The 19,126-nt window shown below is 60.3% G+C and carries 23 protein-coding genes and 1 tRNA gene; 8 read left to right on the forward strand and 16 right to left on the reverse strand.

Going from position 1 to position 19,126, the window contains the following annotated elements:
• Positions 1–145: 145 nt before the first annotated feature.
• The 6 genes from V8J85_RS18290 to V8J85_RS18315 form a co-directional block, all read right to left on the reverse strand.
• Entirely contained in the window at positions 146–757 is a 612-nt protein-coding gene (locus tag V8J85_RS18290) for a CPBP family glutamic-type intramembrane protease (protein ID WP_339955220.1), read from the reverse strand.
• Positions 757–1,212, reverse strand: a complete 456-nt coding sequence (locus V8J85_RS18295; protein WP_339955221.1) for a universal stress protein — start codon at positions 1,210–1,212, stop codon at positions 757–759. Before V8J85_RS18295 ends, V8J85_RS18290 begins: the two co-directional genes overlap by 1 nt.
• Before the next feature lie 34 nt (positions 1,213–1,246).
• Positions 1,247–2,317, reverse strand: coding sequence for an AbrB family transcriptional regulator (locus tag V8J85_RS18300; RefSeq protein ID WP_339955222.1), 1,071 nt, complete (start codon positions 2,315–2,317; stop codon positions 1,247–1,249).
• Positions 2,296–3,159, reverse strand: coding sequence for a branched-chain amino acid aminotransferase (locus tag V8J85_RS18305; protein WP_339955223.1), 864 nt, complete (start codon positions 3,157–3,159; stop codon positions 2,296–2,298). Before V8J85_RS18305 ends, V8J85_RS18300 begins: the two co-directional genes overlap by 22 nt.
• 414 nt (positions 3,160–3,573) lie before the next feature.
• The gene (locus V8J85_RS18310) at positions 3,574–4,065 is read right to left on the reverse strand and encodes a DOMON domain-containing protein (RefSeq protein ID WP_339955224.1); all 492 of its coding nucleotides are present in this window, start codon (positions 4,063–4,065) and stop codon (positions 3,574–3,576) included.
• Between the two features lie 15 nt (positions 4,066–4,080).
• Positions 4,081–4,746, reverse strand: a complete 666-nt coding sequence (locus tag V8J85_RS18315) for a methyltransferase domain-containing protein (protein WP_339955225.1) — start codon at positions 4,744–4,746, stop codon at positions 4,081–4,083.
• Between the two features lie 5 nt (positions 4,747–4,751).
• Between V8J85_RS18315 and V8J85_RS18320 the strand changes: the two genes are divergently transcribed.
• On the forward strand, positions 4,752–5,198 hold the full coding sequence (locus V8J85_RS18320; RefSeq protein WP_339955226.1) for a MarR family winged helix-turn-helix transcriptional regulator: 447 nt from the start codon (positions 4,752–4,754) through the stop codon (positions 5,196–5,198).
• An 89-nt stretch (positions 5,199–5,287) separates the two neighbouring features.
• Here the strand turns inward: V8J85_RS18320 and V8J85_RS18325 are convergent.
• From V8J85_RS18325 to V8J85_RS18345, 5 genes are all read right to left on the reverse strand, one after another.
• Positions 5,288–5,374: transfer RNA gene (locus V8J85_RS18325), tRNA-Tyr, on the reverse strand.
• A 117-nt stretch (positions 5,375–5,491) separates the two neighbouring features.
• Entirely contained in the window at positions 5,492–6,109 is a 618-nt protein-coding gene (locus V8J85_RS18330; RefSeq protein WP_339955227.1) for a tetratricopeptide repeat protein, read from the reverse strand.
• Positions 6,106–6,960: a PA2778 family cysteine peptidase gene (locus V8J85_RS18335; protein ID WP_339955228.1), complete on the reverse strand. Its 855-nt coding sequence runs from the start codon at positions 6,958–6,960 to the stop codon at positions 6,106–6,108. Before V8J85_RS18335 ends, V8J85_RS18330 begins: the two co-directional genes overlap by 4 nt.
• Positions 6,918–7,319 carry a PA2779 family protein gene (locus V8J85_RS18340; protein WP_339955229.1) on the reverse strand — a complete coding sequence of 134 codons (402 nt, stop codon included), beginning with the start codon at positions 7,317–7,319 and terminating at the stop codon, positions 6,918–6,920. Before V8J85_RS18340 ends, V8J85_RS18335 begins: the two co-directional genes overlap by 43 nt.
• A 109-nt stretch (positions 7,320–7,428) precedes the next feature.
• The gene (locus V8J85_RS18345) at positions 7,429–7,716 is read right to left on the reverse strand and encodes a YggT family protein (protein WP_339955230.1); all 288 of its coding nucleotides are present in this window, start codon (positions 7,714–7,716) and stop codon (positions 7,429–7,431) included.
• 142 nt (positions 7,717–7,858) lie between these two features.
• On the opposite strand from V8J85_RS18345, the gene V8J85_RS18350 reads away from it, so the two are divergent.
• From V8J85_RS18350 to arfB, 6 genes are all read left to right on the forward strand, one after another.
• A complete protein-coding gene (locus tag V8J85_RS18350; RefSeq protein ID WP_339955231.1) occupies positions 7,859–8,401 on the forward strand; it encodes an acyl-CoA thioesterase in 543 nt (180 codons plus the stop codon).
• Between the two features lie 65 nt (positions 8,402–8,466).
• On the forward strand, positions 8,467–9,843 hold the full coding sequence (locus V8J85_RS18355) for an MFS transporter (protein WP_339955322.1): 1,377 nt from the start codon (positions 8,467–8,469) through the stop codon (positions 9,841–9,843).
• A complete protein-coding gene (mepA, locus tag V8J85_RS18360; protein WP_339955232.1) occupies positions 9,828–10,730 on the forward strand; it encodes a penicillin-insensitive murein endopeptidase in 903 nt (300 codons plus the stop codon). Before V8J85_RS18355 ends, mepA begins: the two co-directional genes overlap by 16 nt.
• A 1-nt stretch (position 10,731) precedes the next feature.
• Positions 10,732–11,580, forward strand: a complete 849-nt coding sequence (locus tag V8J85_RS18365) for an esterase-like activity of phytase family protein (protein ID WP_339955233.1) — start codon at positions 10,732–10,734, stop codon at positions 11,578–11,580.
• Between the two features lie 81 nt (positions 11,581–11,661).
• Complete coding sequence (locus V8J85_RS18370) at positions 11,662–12,312, forward strand: queuosine precursor transporter (protein WP_339955234.1); 651 nt, start codon at positions 11,662–11,664, stop codon at positions 12,310–12,312.
• Between the two features lie 383 nt (positions 12,313–12,695).
• Positions 12,696–13,112: an alternative ribosome rescue aminoacyl-tRNA hydrolase ArfB gene (arfB, locus tag V8J85_RS18375; protein ID WP_339955235.1), complete on the forward strand. Its 417-nt coding sequence runs from the start codon at positions 12,696–12,698 to the stop codon at positions 13,110–13,112.
• Between the two features lie 2 nt (positions 13,113–13,114).
• Here the strand turns inward: arfB and comE are convergent, their stop codons facing one another.
• Genes comE through hisD form a run of 4 tightly spaced genes read right to left on the reverse strand, consistent with a single transcriptional unit; the run spans position 13,115 to position 16,474 of the window.
• Positions 13,115–13,669 carry a sulfopyruvate decarboxylase subunit beta gene (gene comE, locus V8J85_RS18380; RefSeq protein ID WP_339955236.1) on the reverse strand — a complete coding sequence of 185 codons (555 nt, stop codon included), beginning with the start codon at positions 13,667–13,669 and terminating at the stop codon, positions 13,115–13,117.
• Between the two features lies 1 nt (position 13,670).
• The gene (comD, locus tag V8J85_RS18385) at positions 13,671–14,168 is read right to left on the reverse strand and encodes a sulfopyruvate decarboxylase subunit alpha (RefSeq protein ID WP_339955237.1); all 498 of its coding nucleotides are present in this window, start codon (positions 14,166–14,168) and stop codon (positions 13,671–13,673) included.
• A 14-nt stretch (positions 14,169–14,182) separates the two neighbouring features.
• A complete protein-coding gene (locus V8J85_RS18390; RefSeq protein WP_339955238.1) occupies positions 14,183–15,163 on the reverse strand; it encodes an alcohol dehydrogenase catalytic domain-containing protein in 981 nt (326 codons plus the stop codon).
• A gap of 3 nt (positions 15,164–15,166) precedes the next feature.
• Complete coding sequence (gene hisD / locus V8J85_RS18395; RefSeq protein ID WP_339955239.1) at positions 15,167–16,474, reverse strand: histidinol dehydrogenase; 1,308 nt, start codon at positions 16,472–16,474, stop codon at positions 15,167–15,169.
• A 92-nt stretch (positions 16,475–16,566) separates the two neighbouring features.
• On the opposite strand from hisD, the gene V8J85_RS18400 reads away from it, so the two are divergent.
• Entirely contained in the window at positions 16,567–17,607 is a 1,041-nt protein-coding gene (locus V8J85_RS18400) for a LacI family DNA-binding transcriptional regulator (protein WP_339955240.1), read from the forward strand.
• Here the strand turns inward: V8J85_RS18400 and V8J85_RS18405 are convergent.
• Positions 17,582–19,123 carry an AMP-binding protein gene (locus V8J85_RS18405; RefSeq protein ID WP_339955241.1) on the reverse strand — a complete coding sequence of 514 codons (1,542 nt, stop codon included), beginning with the start codon at positions 19,121–19,123 and terminating at the stop codon, positions 17,582–17,584. The genes V8J85_RS18400 and V8J85_RS18405 overlap by 26 nt on opposite strands.
• Positions 19,124–19,126 lie beyond the last annotated feature (3 nt).

Genomic DNA, 19,126 nt, shown 5'->3' on the forward strand with positions numbered 1-19,126 from the left:
GCCGAACCGCCGCTTGCCCCTGCGTCACATCGTTTCAACCGATCACAGGTTTCACCCCCACGCAATTCCGTGAACCAACAATGTTTCCAAACACAAACGCCCACGTGATGAATCTGAAAGGAAGATGGAAGCAAACGGGGCCGACTCAGAGATTCTGTGCCGCGAGTCCCGCGAAGGCGAAGAGGTTAAGACCGACGTGTGAGAGCGCCCCGAAACCGGCGGATCCGGTCAGCATGCGTGTATAGGTCCAGAGCGCTCCGCCGATGGCAGCCCCACCCAGAAGGCCGAATGCACCGCCGGTGACCACGATGCCGTCGGAGAACAAAAGGGCGATGTGCCACCCGACGAAGAGAAGGAGCTGCAACGCCTGATCCGTGCCACTTGCGTCATGGTGCAAAAGAGTGCCGCGCCAGAACAGCTCTTCCAACGTTCCGTTCAACAGCGCGGCGATGGTCACGATGCCCGGCACCCACAAAGACAACGTGTTTGCACGTAGTTCGAAAGTCGCGGCGATCGCTACACCGAGGATGAGCATGACGTTGATCATAACCAGCCAGCGTGCCGGCCAGACAATCCGCAATCGGTCGATCCGTAAACCACCGCGCCAGATCAAAAGTGGAGTCAGGACCAGGAACCAATAGACAGTCATGCCCACCAAGTAGCCAACAAGTGGTGGCAGCAATCGTGTGGTCGTGAAGAATACCAAACACAAGACCGGGATCGCCGCCAGCATGGCATAGGCGGCGGGGCGGTCCATCAGGTGATCGCTTCGAGCCGTTCCTTGGACAGGTCGCCGGGGACGATGGTGATCGGGATGGGCAGGCTACCGGCCTGTCTAGACAGGTGCGTGACCAGCGGCCCTGGCCCCTTGTTGCCCGTGCCCGCGCCCAGAACGAGGATGCCGATTTCCGGGTCTTCGTTGATTTGGCTCATGATCTCGTTCAGCGGTTCGCCTTCGCGTATGACCAGTTCGGGATTTACGTCCTGCTTGTCGCGCATCCATTTCGCGAAGACTTCATAATGCACTTCGATCCGTTCGCGCGCCTCGGCGCGCATGATTTCACCGACGCCGATCCAGTGGTTGAACTCTTCCGGTGGGATGATCGACAGGATCGATACGCCCCCGCCTGTATGCGCCGCCCGCATTGCCGCAAAGCGCATGGCGTTCAAGCATTCGCGGCTGTCATCCAGCACGACCAGAAATTTGCGCATCAGATTCTCCCTACTTCGCGCCGATAGTGGAGGATCAGTCACGCGGTGGCAACGGCCCTTGGGTGCGGATCAGAAGAAGCGGGACGAGGACCGACAGGAACAAGAGCCGCCCCACATGGGCCGCAGCGACGAAACCGGGATTGGCCCCGATGGCCAGGCCCATGACTGTCATCGTCTCGAGCCCGCCGGGGGCGAAGGCGACGAGCACGTGGAGAAGCGGCATTTGCACGATGTCCTTGGCGAGCCACGCGGCGATGAGCGCCAGAGAGGCTGTCAGGATGGAATTGGCCAACCCTGCAAGGGCAGAGGTTTTGAGTTGCGACAGGGTGATCCCCGAAAATCGTGTGCCGATCAGGGTGCCGATGGTGGCGAGGACCGGGTAGGCGATCCAGGGGCTGAGCCCGCCGGGCGCGTAGCCGGATAGCCGCGCGGTTGCGCCGATGATCATCCCCGCGATCAGGAAGGGTGCGGGTATGTGCGCCATGGTGACCAATGGCGCGATGATTGCAGCGGCCCCGATGCACAGCGCCGTTTGGATGAGCGTCATCGTGGCGGGGCTATTGGCCAGCCCGATCCCGGTGTCGATACCTGCAAGCCTTGCGGCGAAGGGCACCAGTAGCGTCAATGCCAGCAGCCGGATCGATTGTACCACCGCGATCCGGTCGATGGCGAGGTGCTGGTCTTCGCTGACGGCGATGACATAGCTAAGATGCCCCGGCGTTGCCGCGAGCAGGGCGGATTTCCCGTCCGATCGCATCAGCCTTTGCAACGTGATCCGCCCAAGGATCAGCGTCAGGCATAGTGCTATCGCAAGGATGCCGAAGGCGAGCGGCCAGCGGGCGAGTGCGGCGACGGATTCCGACGAAACGGTCGCCCCGATCGTGACACCGGCCAGAAGGAACACGGCGTTGCGGAACGGGATAGGGAACTGCAGTTTCAGACCGGTTAACGCCGCGCAGGTGGTCAGGATGGCAGGCCCCGTCAAAAGCGGCATGGGCAGGCCGACAAGCATGCCCAGCCCCCCGCCGATGGCCGTCAGCATAGCGAGAAGCGCCACCCGTTGTAGGGTCGCGGCAGAGGGGATCAGGCCGTCGATGCCGCCCAATCCCAATACATCTCGCGCACGCGGCGGGTGACCGGGCCGACCTGATATTGCGTGTCCTCGAAGGCCGTGATGGGTGTGACCTTTGACATGTTGCCGGACATGAAGACCTCATCCGCGTCGTGGAAATCGGCGAAGGTCAGGACGGCTTCGCGGACCTCGGTCCCGTCGTTGCGCAGGTTTTCCATATGCCGCGCCCGCGTGATCCCGGCGAGGAACGTGCCGTTGGCGATGGGGGTGAAAACGACGCCATCCTTGACCATGAAGATGTTGGCGGTGGCGGTCTCGGCGACGTTACCCATGGCGTCGGCGACCAGCGCGTTCCCGAAACCCCGTTGCCGGACCTCGGCTAACATGCGGGCATTGTTGGGATAAAGGCAGCCAGCTTTCGCGTTGACCACGGCGTCTTCGATCACCGGGCGGCGAAAGCGGGTCAGGCCAAGCGTCGTTGTCGCCTCGGGCGGGGCGAGGGGGATTTCTTCGAGGCAGATGGCAAAGCCCGTCTCGTCCGGGCCGGGAACGATGGCTGAGGGGTCGCCATGGATGGCCCAGTACATGGGGCGGATATAGATGGCGGCGTCTTTTGGATAGGCGGCGAGACCTTCATGGACCATGGCGATCATGTCGTCGGTTTTCACGGTCGGCGTGATCATCAGCGCCTTGGCCGATGCGTTCACGCGGGCGCAGTGTTTGTCGAGATCGGGGGTCAGCCCGTTTACCGCGCGGGCCCCGTCGAACACTGTCGTGCCGAGCCATGATCCGTGATCGGCGGCCTGCATGATGGGGACGTCGCCGTCGTGCCATGTGCCGTTGAAATAGGTTCGGATATTGGTGCCGGTCGCCATGTTTCGTCCTCCACAGGGCGGACGTTAGGGTGGTGCCGACGGAAGGTAAAGCGTGGTGGCGCCCGGTGCCGGGGAACACCGGGCGCAAGCTGCGGGTGGTGGCCAGAGGACGGGAAATGGCACCTGTCGCAGGAGGGCGGGGCAGAGCGATTCTGGGCCGCCGGGTGGGAGTAAGGTGACCCGTTTTGGAATCGGTTTTGTGACAGGGTACGCAACGTTCGGTGGGGTGCGGGCTGGTGCTAGCGGGGGGTCGGGCGAATCGAGGGTTAACGCCTTTGTTTGGCGGCGTTTGGGCGATATGAATTGCATAGGAAAATCATATGAATCCCATATGAGTCTTTATCGGACAAACCCGCAGTAACGCGCCGCGCGGTGGATTAAGTGAATCCGGCAGTAAGAATGATGAACAGACATTTACAGCGTGATCGCAAAGTGCCGTCGCCAGGCCGAGTGGTGGGTGAAGTCGGTTTCGTGTGACCAGGCGAGCATCAGATAGGTTGGTGTTCCTGGTCGCAAGGTGGGGTTGGCGCTGTCGCTGAAGTCGTGCGGGAGGGATAACCGCAGCATCGTGCCTGTGGCGGTCGCTTCGCCGTGAGTGTCGGCGAGTGCGGTTGCCAACCCAAGATCCTGAACCCTGGGATGGTCGGGCACCGTGGCGATATGTTCCTCGATCCGTAACTGCCCGTTGCTGAGTGCGCCGATGACGAACCGGGTGCCTTGTAGCTGTTGCTGGTTGTTGAACCCCGCCGCGACCCATCCATCGGTCGGTGCGGTCAGGGTTGCGTGCAGCCGATCGCCTTTGTGCCGGTAGACGAATGTGACGCCGTCGCGTTCGACGGTTCCGGCGTTGGCCGCGGGACCGATCGCTGCCAGTGTCAGGCCTGTCAGGAAATGTCTGCGGTGCATGGATGCCTCCGATCATTACACGTGAAGCAGCATGGCAGCGGCGGGGCCGGTGCAATGCAGGGTTTGGATGCGTTTCGCGCCGATCATCGCGGCTTGCCGGGATAGGAGGTCGTGGTTCAGAAACCGCCCCCTGCCGGAGGTCGTGATGCGATGCCTGAGCGCGCGGCCCAGCAGTGAATGCGCAGGCCGGTCGGCGCAGTGGACGATGCAGATATGCCCGCCGGGTCGGCTGACGCGCATGAATTCGGCCAGTGCCTTGGCCGGGTCATCGACAGTTTCGATGCCCCATGCACAGGTCAGCAGGTCGAAGGTATTGTCCGGGAACGGCAGGTTTTTCATGCAGCCCACGACCCGTGTCGCCGTGATGTCGGAGCAATGATCCAGCATCGCTGCTGACGCATCGAGCAAGGTGAGGTTGAATGCCCCACCGGCGCCTTTGCGCAGCCGCCGCGCCACTGTGCCGGTGCCGCAGGCCACGTCGATCACCCGCATGCCGGGTTGCAAAAGGGCCGTGACCGCCCCTTCGAACGCGCATTGCGCCTCGCCCCCGGCATGGCGGAGCCAGCGATCATGCGACCTGCCGTAGCCGTCGGCGGCTTTGTCATAGATCGCCTGATGATCGAATGGCGTCATTTGACCAGTGGCCCCATGCGGGATATCGTCAAGTAGGTTGACTATCATGGGAAATGAAAGTGGTCAAGAAGGTTGACGATCTGCGCCCCGATCATGTGGGCTGGCGCCTTTGGGATGCGGCAGCATCGTGGAAAGACCGTTTTGCCGCCGAGATGGTCGCGGCGGGCCATGACTGGTATGCCGAGGCCCGGTCGAGCGTTGTGCCCTATGTCGGGATCAACGGGACCCGGCAGGCCGATATCGTGGCCCGGATGGGGCTGAGCAAACAGGCGGTGCAGCAGTTGATCGTTGATCTTGAGCGGTCCGGTATCCTGCGCCGTGACCCCGACCCGGATGATGGCCGCGGCAAGATCGTCCGCTTTACCGAGGCCGGTCTGGCCGCCCAACGCGACAGCGCCCGCGTCAAGCGCAAAGTCGAGGCCGAAATTCGTACCAAGCTGGGCGATGCGGATTTCGAACGGCTGATGGAGATCCTGCGGAAGATCGGATCGGAGGGTTGATTTATCGGCGCTGGCCCGATCCGCAGTCTATTTTCGCGGAAGCGTGGGATTGCGGGCCGTTTTAGGTCGGATTCAATCCGATGCGATGATGGTGGGGCAGACTGGAGTCGAACCAGTACAGGGATTTCACCGAGAGATTTACAGTCTCCGACCTTCGCCAATACGAGAGCCGCCCCAGGAATCAGAGGCTGCTTGGATAGAGAGATATGGTGGCGAGGTTGGTCATGCGGGTGCGGATAGCCGGTGGAGAATTTGAATGCAAGAAGAGTTAACGCTGATCAGCATTGTAAGTGCTAGAAACGGATCAGGTTTTTGTTTGCCAGTTTCCGCTGCCACGTAGCCGCTTGGCATTCGTCCTGCGGAAAACCGTATTTGCCCAGGGCGTATGCGTCGGACATGAACTGGATCGCCCCTTCAAAATACAGGTTTCCTGCCTCTTCGATCAGCTTAAGCCCGGCTGCTTGATCTTGCGCGACGCCGACACCCGATATCAGATCAAGACCTAGGCACCATTTCGCATATGCATGGCCGGTGTCCGCAGCCTTGCGATATAGGATGGCCGCCTCCTCATACTCCGCTTTCTCATAATGATGGTGGGCGAGATAGAACATCGCGTCGGGAAGCTCTGCCGCAGCACCTTCCTTCAGCCGTTGGAGGTGTTTCTGATCCATTTCTTCTTGGGTCAGATCACGTCCATCATGGTTGCCGCTAATGAGCCATTGGGCCTCGGCGGAACCGGCTTTGACCAACGGTTCCAGAAGCGTGGTTGCCCATTTCGACATCGCCTCGCTTAGTTCTTCGTTTGAACAATAATATCTTGCGTCCAACAGTTTCTTGGCTTCTTGAAGCGCGAAACCATCATCGCCTGATATGCCTGCGTGTTTTGGCGTTTTGGCGTTCTGTCCGCTCACTCCTGCAACTCCCGCTCTACCGTGGCTATATTTGCCCTGATTTCCGGGATATCCGGCCCTAGGCGTCTGGCTTGCCTGAGCGCTCGCCTTGCCCCCTGCAGATCATCTTGCGCATAGCGCGCGTTGCCGAGGCCGAAGGGCCAGAGCCAGTTTTGGGGCCATTTGGCTGCGCCGGTTTCGTAAACGGTTTCGGCGGCTTCGTATTGCCCGACCCGTTCGAGGGCGGCGCCTGCGCTGAGGATGTCGGTTTCGCCTGCGCTGACCGGCAGATCATCGGGGGGCAGAACGATGAGGCCCCAGAAATCGCCGCGTCGCCATGTCCGTTCGAATAGGGCGAAAGGCATGATCATTTGGTCTTCTTGACCCGAGTTCAGATAGACCTCGTCCCGGTTCAGATCGTAGCCGGTGACGACGCCGTAATGCCAGACGGGCGCGATGCCGAGCCCGAGGTTTTGGAAGACGATGACGGGGTGACCGGCTGCGACTTCGGTGAGAAGATCGTCGAAGTTATTGAGTTCGACGGCGAGTTGTCCCTGCCGGCGCGCGCTGCCGATCATGTCAGCAAGGTACGTCCCGCCAGCCCCGGGGCTGAAGGCGAGGGCGGCGATATCCTCTGGCGTCACATCGCTGCCCGCCCATTGCATGACCATCGCGATGGAAGTTGGGCCGCAGTAGAACGCCGCTTGTTGGATCAGGGGGACGTCGGCGATGATGGCGCGGGTGGGTACGTCGACCGTCAGCCGCTCATCTGGATCGAAGGGCGCTGCGCAGGCGGAGAGCCAGCCCAGCGCCAGAAACAGGAAAAGCCTTAGCGCACGCACCGGGTGAAGTTGAAGATACGTGTCAGGCACAGGATGTCGGTCACCAGAAGGATGATGAAGATGGTGAAGAGTGTGCCGACGATGTCGGCGCCTGCATTGTCTTTCTCCATCTGGACCATGATCGAGGCGACTTCTGCATCTGTCAGGGCGGCGAGACGTGCCTCGGCCTCGGCCGGGTCAACGCCGAGGCGGACGATCTCGGCCCGGATCTCTTCCCGCTGGAGTTCGTCCATCAAGAAGGTGCGATCGCTGTGCTGAACGTATTTGCTGATGGCCGCTTCGGTGCCCAGCATTTCGGCCTGCGTCATCGTTGCGGTTGTCGTAGTGATCGCCAGTTGTGCCGAGATCAGCATGGCGAGCCCGGTTTTGGTCAGGTTCAAGCAGCCCATGGATGTTCCTTTCGTGCGGCGGTTGGCCCGCCGGTTACCCCTATGGCTACAGTTTTGAGGAATTTCCGTGCCCGCGCAACCGCTTGATGGGTCATCGGCGAAAAGCGGGTCAGATAAAGGCGGCTGCGTTGTTCAATAGCAGGATGCGGATAATCTCCAGCCCAACCAGAACAACGATCGGCGACAGGTCGATCCCGCCGAGATCGGGCATGAACCGCCGGACCCGGCTGTAGATCGGGTCGAGGATCCGTTCGAGCGTGTACCAGACCTGCCCCACGAATTCCTGCCGGACGTTGAGGACCTCGAACCGGATCAGCCAGCTCATGATGAAATGGGCGATCACGAAAAAACGGACGACGCCGATGATCAAGAGCAGGATTTGGATGACGGATACCATGTGGCGGGTCCCTTATTGACGTTTGCCAAGACCTATGTGTTTGCGATGGGTGGGACAAGGCCCGACCTGCCGTGAGGTCAAAGTTGACGTAAACGTCAATTCGCCCCATGTGCCACGCAGAGATTTGACGAAGGTTTGTCCGATGTATCCCCTTGTCCGCCTGGCCAAAGAATACCTGATCGCGCGGGGTGCGCCGCCGCTGGACCCGCTTGGCACGCATGTGTCGCATCACCGCTGCTGGCCGCAGGATATCGACCTGTTCATGGAGATGAATAACGGCCGCATTCTGACCATCCTCGATTTGGGGCGGACGACGTTGGCCTATCGTGTGGGTCTGCTGCGCACGCTGCAAAAGCAGCGCTGGGGGCTGACAATGGCGGGCGTGTCCGTTCGCTATCGCAAGCGCATCCGTCCGTTCGTGAAGTTTCGCACCGTCAGCAAGGCGGTGGGTTGGGATCATCGCTTTGCTTACCTTGATCAGTCGATCTGGATCGATGACGAATGTGCCGTGCAGGCGCTGTATCGGTCGGCCGTGACGGACAAGAATGGTCTGGTCACCCCGGATCGCCTTTTTGCGGTGATGGGTCATGAAGGTGTGTCACCCGACCTGCCGCCCTGGGTGCAAAGCTGGATCGACGCCGATGCAACCCGGCCATGGCCGCCTATCGATAATGGTCTCACCTAACGCCGGACTTGCCAGCAGCCTGTTTTGCGGTGTTTGATCGCCAGCAACAACAAAAGGGCAGTGTCATGGCGGTGAGTAAACGGCGGATCTGGGGCTGGATGGCGTTCGACTGGGCCTCGCAGCCGTTTTACACGCTTGGACTGACGTTTATCTTTGGGCCATATTTTGCGGCTGTTGCGGCGGAGTATTATCTGGGTGCGGGGATGGACGAGAAGACCGCAGACGCCGAAGCGCAGTCACTATGGTTTATGGGACAAACGATCGCCGGCCTATTCATTGCCTTCACCGCTCCGTTTTTGGGTGCCTTTGCCGACAGCTCGGGCCGTAAAATTCCATGGATCGCTTTTTTCTCGGTTGTGTATGTTCTGACAACAGCGCTGTTGTGGGGCCTGACTCCGGACGGCAGTTCGTTGTTCTTCATATTGGCGATTTTTTTCATTGGCTTCGTTGCCGCTGAAAGTGCGCTAAATTTCGTCAATGCAATCCTGCCGTCATTGGGAACTCAGAGTGAGGTCGGAAGGATATCTGGCGCTGGCGCAGCCTTTGGGTACTCGGGTGGCGTTACAGCACTGTTCATCATGCTACTTCTGCTCGCGGAGAATGAGGAAGGCGTAACATTGTTGGGCAACGCCCCGTTGTTCGGATTGGACCCAGAGCAGCGTGAAGGAACGCGGTCGGTCGGTCCGTTCATCGCTGTTTGGTACGCCATTTTCATCATGCCGTTCTTCTGGTGGGTCAAAGATGATCCGAATGCTCCAAAGAAATCGACTGCTTTGTCGGCTGTTGCGGGTGAATTGTGGACAACACTTAAGAATGTCTACCGGCGCAAAAGCCTCTTCAACTTTTTGATCGGCTCCATGCTTTACCGCGACGCCCTAAATGTTTTGTACACAGCGGGTGGGGTTTACGCTGCGCTGGTATTGGATTGGGAGATTATTGAGATCGGCGTGTTCGGGATCATTGCCGCTATCTCGGCGGCGATTACGACATGGCTATCTGGCCTTGCTGATCAGCGGTTTGGGCCCAAGCCCGTGATCACTACCATGGTCTGCGTTTTGATCGCTGTATCGGCCATTATTGTTGGCATGTCGCGCGAGCAGATTTTTGGCATTCCACTGGCCGAGGGGTCACAGCTTCCGGACATCGTTTTTTACATCTGCGGCATGTGTATTGGCGGTGCGGGCGGTGCGGTTTATACCTCCTCCCGATCCATGATGGTGCGGCATACACATCCGGATCGCCCGTCCGAAGCCTTTGGACTATTCGCTCTTTCCGGGAAGGCCACTGCATTCATTGCAACAGCCATGGTGACCGCCTTCACCAATCTAACTGGCAACACCCAACTTGGGTATTTACCGGTGATTATTCTTTTTCTGTTAGGTCTTTTCCTGCTACGGTGGGTCAACAAAGATGGAGATCGCGCAGAATGGTCCGCATCGTAGCAGTCGTTTTAATCGCTTTTGGGTTGTCAGCTTGCCAGCCGGAGGCACCACCGCAGGCCGAAATTGTCAGCCAGAACGCGAATGACACGCGGATTGCAAAGAACTTGTTCGGGGCGATTCCTGTCGCCTCTCGCGCGGCGCCACAGGCGATTGGCGGTTATGCACGCGGCTGTCAGGCCGGTGCGGTGCAGTTGCCTGAGACAGGGCCGACATGGCAGGCCATGCGGTTGTCACGGAACCGGAACTGGGCGCAGCCCGAAACCGTGGATTTTGTGCAGGACCTCAGCCGCTTTGCCGCGACGCAGCCCGGTTGGTCTGGTCTGTATGTGGGCGATATGAGCCAACCGCGGGGTGGGCCGATGCTGACCGGACATCGCAGCCATCAATCGGGGCTGGATGCGGATATCTGGATGCTGCCGCCGCAGCGGTTGAACCTGACGCCCACGGAGCGCGAAAACATCTCGTCCATTTCCATGCGACGGGCGAGCGGGGCCTACACCAATTCATCATGGACGCCACAGCATGAGGCGATTTTGAAAGCGGCGGCGTCGGACCCGCGTGTCGCGCGGATATTCGTGTTTCCGGGTGCGAAGGTTGCCATGTGCCAATCGGCGACCGGGGATCGGTCGTGGCTGCGCAAGGTCCGGCCATGGTGGGGCCATCACTATCATTTCCATGTGCGGCTGAACTGCCCTGCCGGCGATGCAAGCTGCGCCGCGCAAAACCCGCCGCCCGCTGGCGATGGCTGTGCCGAGGCGCAGGGATGGGTGGATCGTATCCTCAACCCGCCACCACCGGACCCGAATGCACCCCCGCCGCGACCACGGTCTGAACTGACGATGGCCAGCCTGCCGGGCCAATGCCTGGGCGTGTTGAACGCAGAATAGCTTGGGCAAGCTCATTTCTCTGATGGCTCTGTGCTGGGCTATGTCGGCCTGTGCCGATACACAGCTGATCGGAGCGTATCGCTGGGTCGCGGACGATCCGCGATTTGGCGGGCTTTCGGGGGTGGAGATCAGTGCGGATGGATCGGACTTGATTGCCTTGAGCGATCGCGGCACGCTGATCACCGGACGTCTGATGCGTGACGAAGGGGTCGTAACAGGTGTGACGGATATGCGTATCGCCGATCTGCTTGATCGGGGGGGTGCTGACTTTCCCAAGAATGATGGTGACAGTGAGGGCATTGCCGTCGGGCCGGACGGGCGCGTCTTTGTTTCGTTCGAGTCGGTGCACGGCTTGCGCGAGGTCGATGAAGAGGGCGTTGCCACGACGCCATTGCTGACAAGCCGATCCTTTGCCGGTTTTCAGAAAAATTCATCTTTCGAGGCGCTGGCGGTGGATGCAGATGGTGCCCTGTATACCATTCCGGAACGGTCGGGGCGTGCGGATCGCCCATTTCCCGTTTATCGGTATCAGCGGGGTGAATGGGATCAGGTTTTTGAAATCCCGCGGCGCGGTGTGTTTCTGATCGTGGGTGCGGATATCGGCCCGGATGGCAGGCTGTATGTGTTGGAACGTGACTTTACCGGGGTTGGTTTTCGAAGCCGCGTGCGTCGGTTTGCGTTGGATGGAACGGATGAGCAAGAGCTGATCCGTTCGGGCCTGGGTGCGCATGACAATCTGGAAGGCATCGCCGTTTGGGAGGATGATGTCGGGCTGCGTGTGACGCTGGTGTCGGACGACAATTTCAACTGGTTCCAACGGACTGAGATTGTCGAATACCGGATTGACTGACGTTTGCGTGGGCGTTAATGCACCGCGTCCCCTATGACATGGGGATCAAGTGCCGCAACCTTGTCAAAACGGATACCAGACATGACCCGCATCCTTCCCGGCGTGATCGCCATGGCCATTATCGTGGTTGCCTCGAACGTTCTTGTGCAGTTCCTGATCCTTGACGGATTGCTGACATGGGGGGCGTTCACCTATCCGCTGGCCTTCCTTGTGACCGATATCATGAACCGGGTGTATGGCCCCGCCGCCGCGCGGAAGGTGGTTTTTGCAGGTCTGGTGGTTGGGATCATTTGTTCGCTGATCGGCAGCCAGATCATGCTGCAAGGCGATGGCTTTACTTATCCGGCGGTTGCGTTGCGCATCGCGATTGGATCGGCCACAGCGTTTGCGGTGGCGCAGCTTTTGGACATTGTGGTGTTCGATCGCCTGCGTGACGGGTCGTGGTGGCGTGCGCCGCTGGCGAGCACGCTGATCGGATCGACGGTTGATACGGTGATCTTTTTCTCGATCGCCTTTGCCGCCCTGTTCAACGGTCTGAGCGCCAGCGCCGCAGAAGAGGTGGTCTGGGCACAGGAGGCGGTGCCGTTTCTGAATGCCGGGCCGCTGGTCCCGCTTTGGGTGTCGCTCGCGGTGGCGGATTGGGGTGTGAAACTGTCCATTGCGCTGATGGCGCTGATCCCGTTTCGCATCATTGTTGGGCAAATTCTGCAACGTCGCGCCGAAACCGCGTAGGTGGTGTATTTTTACTTGAAATATACCAGATATGTGCGAACGTCTGATCAGGCGAAACATTTTGAAAGGAGGTGATCCAGTGCATCATGAGGTATTGGAGAAACGTGTCGGGACAACTTGTGGGGGTCAAAGCTAGGGCAGCCCTTGGCTGAGAAGACCACAAGGTGGGCAACCTAACCGACCCGCCTCCGAAATTCAGGAAAGGGCCATCCCATCGCCGGGGTGGCCCTTTTTCAATGGCGAATGCTTGCATTCGCCAAGTGTGGGTTGGCGGTTGGTTCAGCCAAATGTGGTGTGCACACGGCGTGCACACGCTGTACACACACCGTACATACGCGCATGCGGCCAGTGTCGGAGCCTCCGGCGGGAGTATTTTTGGCAAGATGATAAAGGTGAATGACCAGATCACCATCAAGGATTGGGAACTGACCGAGCAGTTTGCCCGATCCTCGGGGCCGGGTGGGCAGAATGTGAACAAGGTGTCGACGGCTGTGGAGTTGCGGTTCGAGGCGGCGCGATCGCCGAACCTGCCTGGGCCGGTGAAGACGCGGTTGAAGCGGTTGGCGGGGCGGCGGTGGACCCAGGATGGGGCGCTGGTTTTGTTCGTTCAGGAGACCCGCAGTCAGGCCCGCAATCGTGAGATTGCGCGGGAGCGATTGCGGGAATTGATCCTGAAAGCCTGCGAAAAGCCGAAGCGCCGCGTGCCGACCAAGCCGACCTATGGGTCGGTCAAGCGTCGGCTGAAGGCCAAGAAGGTACGCGGTGAGGTGAAGTCCTTGCGGGGGAAAGTTGAGGAGTAGCGTTAGCTGGCCACCGCGTTCATGAACCGATCCCGGATGACGACCGGGTCTTTGGTGATCACCGGCAGCTTGATGTTGCCGCTTTCGCATTTGCAGACGATGATGGTCATCTTCTTGCTGTCAATCGCGTCTTGCAGGACTTTGCCGGTGTCTTCCGCCTGACATTCGACCACGTTTTCGCAGCCACAGGCTTTGGCGACTGCTGCGAGTGAGGTTTTCTTACCCGCATAGGTCGGCTGATCCCCGGTGGACCCGTAAGAGCCGTTGTCGATGATCAGCAGGATGAAGTTGTCGGCCACGTTGTTCGCGATTGTGGGTAGCGTACCAAGGTTCGTCAGTACGGACCCGTCACCGTCAATGGAGATGACAGTCTTGTCTTGCGCCAGTGCAACGCCGAGCCCGATGGACGAGGCGAGCCCCATCGTGCCGAGCATGTAAAAATTCGTGGGCTGGTCGTCAATCATGTGCATTTCCTGGCTCGGCAGCCCGATATTGCAGATGACCAACTGATCGCGGAGGATCGGGGCGATTTCTTTCAGGACTTCGGACCGGATCATATCAGTAGCCTCCCCAGAAGGTGGCATCGGTCAGGATCGCCACGGGTTTGTTGCACATGAAGGTGTATTTGAGGATGTCGTCGAATTCATCGACATCTTCCTGTTTGTGGAAGTGGTAGGTCGGGATGTTGAGCTGGTTTAGAAGCGCCTTGGTGTGGACGGCCATTTCGACCTGGCAGGCGACGGGTTCTTTCAACTCACCCCGGTAGCTGATCAGCATGGGCAGCGGCATCCGGTAGAATTGCGTGAGCGTGACCAGCGTGTTGATCGTCACCCCGATCGCCGTGTTCTGCATGATGATCGCGGGGCGTTTGCCGCCCATGAAAGCCCCGGCGCAGAGGCCCATTCCCTCATCCTCTTTGTTGGAGGGGATGTGGTAGATTTCGGGCCTTGCTTCGACCTCTTCGATGACGCCGCCCAGTTGTTTGCAGGGCACCGTGGTGATGAATGACACGTCATTGGCGACGAAATCATCAACGATTTTCTTGCTGATATCCAAACTCCTGATCCTTTCTAGGGTTCGAGTATGATCTTGGGGGCGGCGACGCGACCGGCGCGGATGTCGGCGAAGGCTTGGTTTCCGTCCTTGAGCGCGCGTGTTTCGGTCCAGTCGAGGGGGCCGAGTCTGCCGTCGAAAATCGCCTGCGCCGTGTCGCGGAAATCTTGGGCGGTGTATGTGTAGGTGCCGATGAACGTGATCTCTTGCAGGGTCATGCGCCGAATATCGAGCCCGCTAGTGTTTTCGCCAAGGCCGATATGCATGATCACGCCGCCCGGATTGGCGATGGCGGATGCGTCGGCGCGGGTGGCGGCATAGCCGACACCGTCAATGACCAGGTCGGCGCTGGTGATGGTGCCGGGGGCGACAGGGTTGAGGCCGTCGATCGTCGCGAGCCTTTGACGGCGCGTTTCGTTGGGTTCGACGATGCTGACATTGGTTGCACCAAACGCCCGCAATGAGAGGGCGGCGCCGACCCCGATGGCGCCGCCCCCGATGACGAGGCAGGTTGCCTCGGTGAATGGTTTCTGGAGCGCTTGTTTCGCGAGGCGCACCGCGTGCCAGCCGCAGGCGAGTGGTTCGGCGAGGGCGGCTTTTTGCAGTAGAACGTTGTCGGGGACTGTGACGAGGTTTCCGTCGCGCATGGTCACGAGTTCGGCAAAGGCACCCTCGCGCGGGGGCATGGAGATGATCATGCGGTCGGGGCAGAGGTTGTCTCGGCCTGACAGGCAGGCGGGACATTTGCCGCAGGTCACAAGTGGATTGATCGTGACCCGTTCGCCGTCGCGGGGGCCGCCGATGATGATCCCGGCTGCTTCATGCCCGAGGATCAGCGGGCTGGGCCGCCGTTCGTCATGGCCGAGATAGGCGTGCATGTCGGACCCGCAAATCCCGGAAGCGGCGATCCGGATCAGTTGCTGGCCGGGTTCAGCCTGCGCGTCAGGAACGTCGCGGTAGGTGAGTGTTTCGACAGCATCGTAGACGAGCGCTTTCATGGATTAGCCGTCGGCCGTGAGGTCAAAATCCTCGTTGGGAAAGTACTTATGTAGGCGCACATCGGCGGAGCGCGCGTGCCCTTCCATCCCTTCGAGGCGGGAGATGCGGGCGGTTGCTTCGGCCACCCGTTTGGCGCCCTCGCGAGAGGCGCGCTGCCATGTGACGATTTTCATGTATTTGTGGACCGAAAGCCCGCCGGTGTAGGACGCGGCGCGCGAGGTTGGCAGGACGTGGTTCGTGCCGGACGCCTTGTCGCCGTAAGCGACCGTTGTTTCTTCGCCGAGAAAGAGCGAGCCATAGCAGCTGAGCCGGTTCAGCCACCAATCGAGGTCGTCCGCCTGAACGGTGAGGTGTTCGGGCGCGTATTCGTCAGAGGTTGCTGCCATTTCTTCGCGGTCGGCGCACAGGATTACCTCGGCATAGTCGCGCCAGGCGGCTTTCGCGTTTTCGCTGTTCACCTCGGGTAGGTCGTCGATCAGGCCGGGAACGCGCTGTATCACGTCCTCGGCGAGCGCCCGGTCATCGGTGACCAGCCAGACGGGGGAATTGTAGCCGTGTTCGGCCTGGCTGACCAAATCGGTGGCGACGATATGCGGGTCGGCGGTTTTGTCGGCAAGGATCAGGCTGTCGGTCGGGCCTGCGATCATGTCGATGCCAACGCGACCGAAAAGGATGCGCTTGGCCTCGGCCACGAACTGGTTGCCGGGGCCGACGAGGATGTTGGCCTTGGGCAGGCCGAAAAGGCCGAATGTCATGGCCGCGACGCCTTGGACCCCGCCCAGCGCCATGATCTTGTCGGCGCCGCAGATATGGGCGGCGTAGACGATGGCGGGGGCGATGCCGGTGTCGGGCCGCGGCGGCGAGGTGGCGACGATGTGATTGCAACCGGCGACCTTGGCGGTTGTCACCGTCATGATCGCGCTGGCGATGTGGCTGTAACGCCCGCCGGGGACATAGCAACCCGCGGCATCGACCGGGATCGCCTTTTGTCCGGCGGTGAGGCCGGAGACAACCTCATATTCGACATCTTGCAACGTGGCTTTCTGCGCCTCGGCAAAGCGGCGGACGTTGTCATGGGCGAACTTGATGTCGTCTTTGAGGCGGTCGGGGACCAGATCGGCGGCAGCTGCGATTTCGTCTGCTGTCAGGATGATGTTGCCGTCGTATTTGTCGAACTTGGCGGCATAGCGCAGGGCAGCTTCGTCGCCGCCCGCCTCGATATCGGCGAGGATGGTCTGGACCGTTTCGGTCACGTCTGACGCGCCCGACCGGGCCGTGAGCGTTGCTTTCTTGAGGTATTCGCGAGCCATGATTCGGATCCTTGCAGTAGGTTTGCTGTGAATGTAAGCCTTTACATTTGCGGATTGCAAGCCTTGTATTTACGTTAGGTCAACGAAATGCCATGAAACGTAGAGCCATGATGAAACCAACCCCGACACTGCATGATGTGGCCAGGATGGCCGAGGTTTCGACCGCGACGGTGTCGCGTTGTTTCAACTTTCCCGATCAGGTGTCTGAGGCGACCCGCGACAGGGTGATGGCGGTCGTCAAAGAGCTGGGATATGCGCCGAATTTCGGGGCGCGCGCCATGGCGGCGCGGCGGACGAACACGATCGGGGCGATCATTCCGACGATGGAAAACGCGGTTTTCGCACGGGGTTTGCAGGCGTTTCAGGAAGAATTGCATGCCAGCGGCTACACGATGCTGGTGGCGAGTTCGTCCTATCAGGCGGATCTGGAAGAGGCGCAGATCAGAGCCTTGGTCGCCCGGGGGGCTGATGCATTGCTGTTGATCGGGCATGACCGCGACCCGGAAATTTACCGGTTTCTGGATGCGCAAGGCGTGCCGGTTCTGGTGGCCTGGGCCTATGATCCGGCGCTTTCTCGGCTTTCGGTCGGGTTTGACAATGCTGCGGCGATGCAGGCCTTGACCGCCGAGGTGATCGCGCTGGGGCATCGCCGGTTGGCGCTGATTTCGGCGGAGATCGAGCATAATGACAGGGCGCGTGCACGGCTGGACGGAGTGCACGCCGCAATGCGCTTGGCCGGGCTGGCGGAGGCGGATTTGACCGTGGTTACAAGACCGTATGGGATTGAAAACGGGTCCCAGGCGTTCGCGGAGGTGATGCAGGCCAGCCCAACTGCGGTGCTGTGTACGAATGATGTTCTGGCGTTGGGCGCATTGCGCAGGGCACGTGAAATGGGGATCGCGGTACCAGATGACGTGTCGATCTGCGGGTTCGATGATATCGAACTGGCCGAAGTCGCCTTTCCCCCGCTGACGACGGTGCATGTGCCGCATACGGACATGGGCAGAACGGCCGCCAAGACCCTGGTCCGCATGGTGCGGGGGTTGGAGGTTGCCGGGTCGCGGGAATTGAAAACCCGGATTGTGCACCGGGGGACCCTGGGACCGATCAACCCTGCCTTGACGCAGCGATGACCTGTGGCCGGTCGAGTTTGCCGCTGGCGGTGCGCGGCATCGGCCCGTCCCAGCGGATGATCTTTCGAGGCACCATATAGGCAGGCATCGTCTTGCGGCAGTGGGCGATGAGCGCGGCCTCATCATAATTCGGTTGTGGGGTGAGTGTGACGTGCACGACCTGCCCCAGATCGTCGTCGTCGACGCCGAACGCCACGATATCGGTGGCCATGCCGCTGGCGGAGATCAGATCCTCGACCTCGGTCGGGCTGAGCCGGAAGCCGCTGGTTTTGATCATGTCATCGACCCGGCTGACGAACCACAGGTCGCCATCTTCGTCCACGCGCACCAGATCGCCGCTGTAGACGACGGGTTCGTCACCGATCAGGTCGGCGAGTTCAGGGCAGGTTTTGATTTTCTCGGCCGTCAGGTCGGGGCGACCCCAATAGCCGAGGCTGACGAGCGGGCCGGCATGGACGAGTTCGCCTTGTTCGCCCGGTCCTGCGCGACCCTGCCCGTGTTTGATCACATGGATATCAGCGTTCGGGACACCCTGCCCGATCGCGCCCATTTTCGCGGCGAATTTGTGGGCGGGCAGGTAGGTGGAGCGAAATGCCTCGGTCAGGCCGTACATAAGGAAGATGTCGATGTCGGGAAAGACATCGGGCATTTGTGACAGGATGTCGGGGGGAATTTTACCGCCGGTGTTGGTGATCAGGCGGAGGGTTGGCAGAGCCGTGGGCGTTTTGGCCAAAAGGCGGACGACCTGGTTCCAGAGCGGCGGAACACCTGCAAAACCTGTGACCTGATGCGTGTTGATCGCCTTGATGATTTCGGTCGGCATGATCACGGGTTGGTGGACGATGCTGCCGCCGACAAGCAGCATTGTGGTGAGTTGGTTGAGCCCCGCGTCGAAGCTGTAAGGGAGGACGGAGAGCAGGCGGTCGTCTTTGGTCAGCCCGAGATATTCGACCACCGTTTCCGCGCCGATGCGGATGTTTCGGTGGCTGAGCATCACGCCTTTGGGCATGCCGGTGGAGCCGGAGGTGTAGATGATCATGGCGAGGTCGGTGTCAGTTGGTGTGGCCTCTTTGCCTGTGCCGGTTGGTTTAAGGGTGGCCCAGTCGGTTTGGGTGTCTTCCAATGGGCCTTTGGGGTTCTGGATCAGCGTGCCGATCATGGTGCTGGGCAGGTCTTTGGGCTGGCCGCTGATGATCAGCGCCTTGGCGCCGGAATCCTCGGCCACATAGCGCAGTTGTGCGGACGTCCATTGCGTGTTGACGTTGATGACCACGGCGCCGATCTTGGCTGTGGCCCACATCGCCACGGCCTCTTCAATGCTTTTGCGGAGGTGGACGATGACGCGGTCGCCTTGGGTGATGCCGATGCCGGTGAGGTAGTCGGCGACAAGATCGACCTCGGCGCTGAAGTCGGCGTAAGTGACCTTGCGTTTGGCGTCGATCAACGCGGTTCTGTCGGGATCGCGGGCGAGGTTGTCGGCCAGAAGGCGGTAGAGGCTGTGTCCCATATCTGTCATCCC

It is taken from the genome of Yoonia sp. 2307UL14-13 (assembly GCF_037572755.1).
In the GTDB taxonomy this organism is placed as follows: domain Bacteria; phylum Pseudomonadota; class Alphaproteobacteria; order Rhodobacterales; family Rhodobacteraceae; genus Yoonia.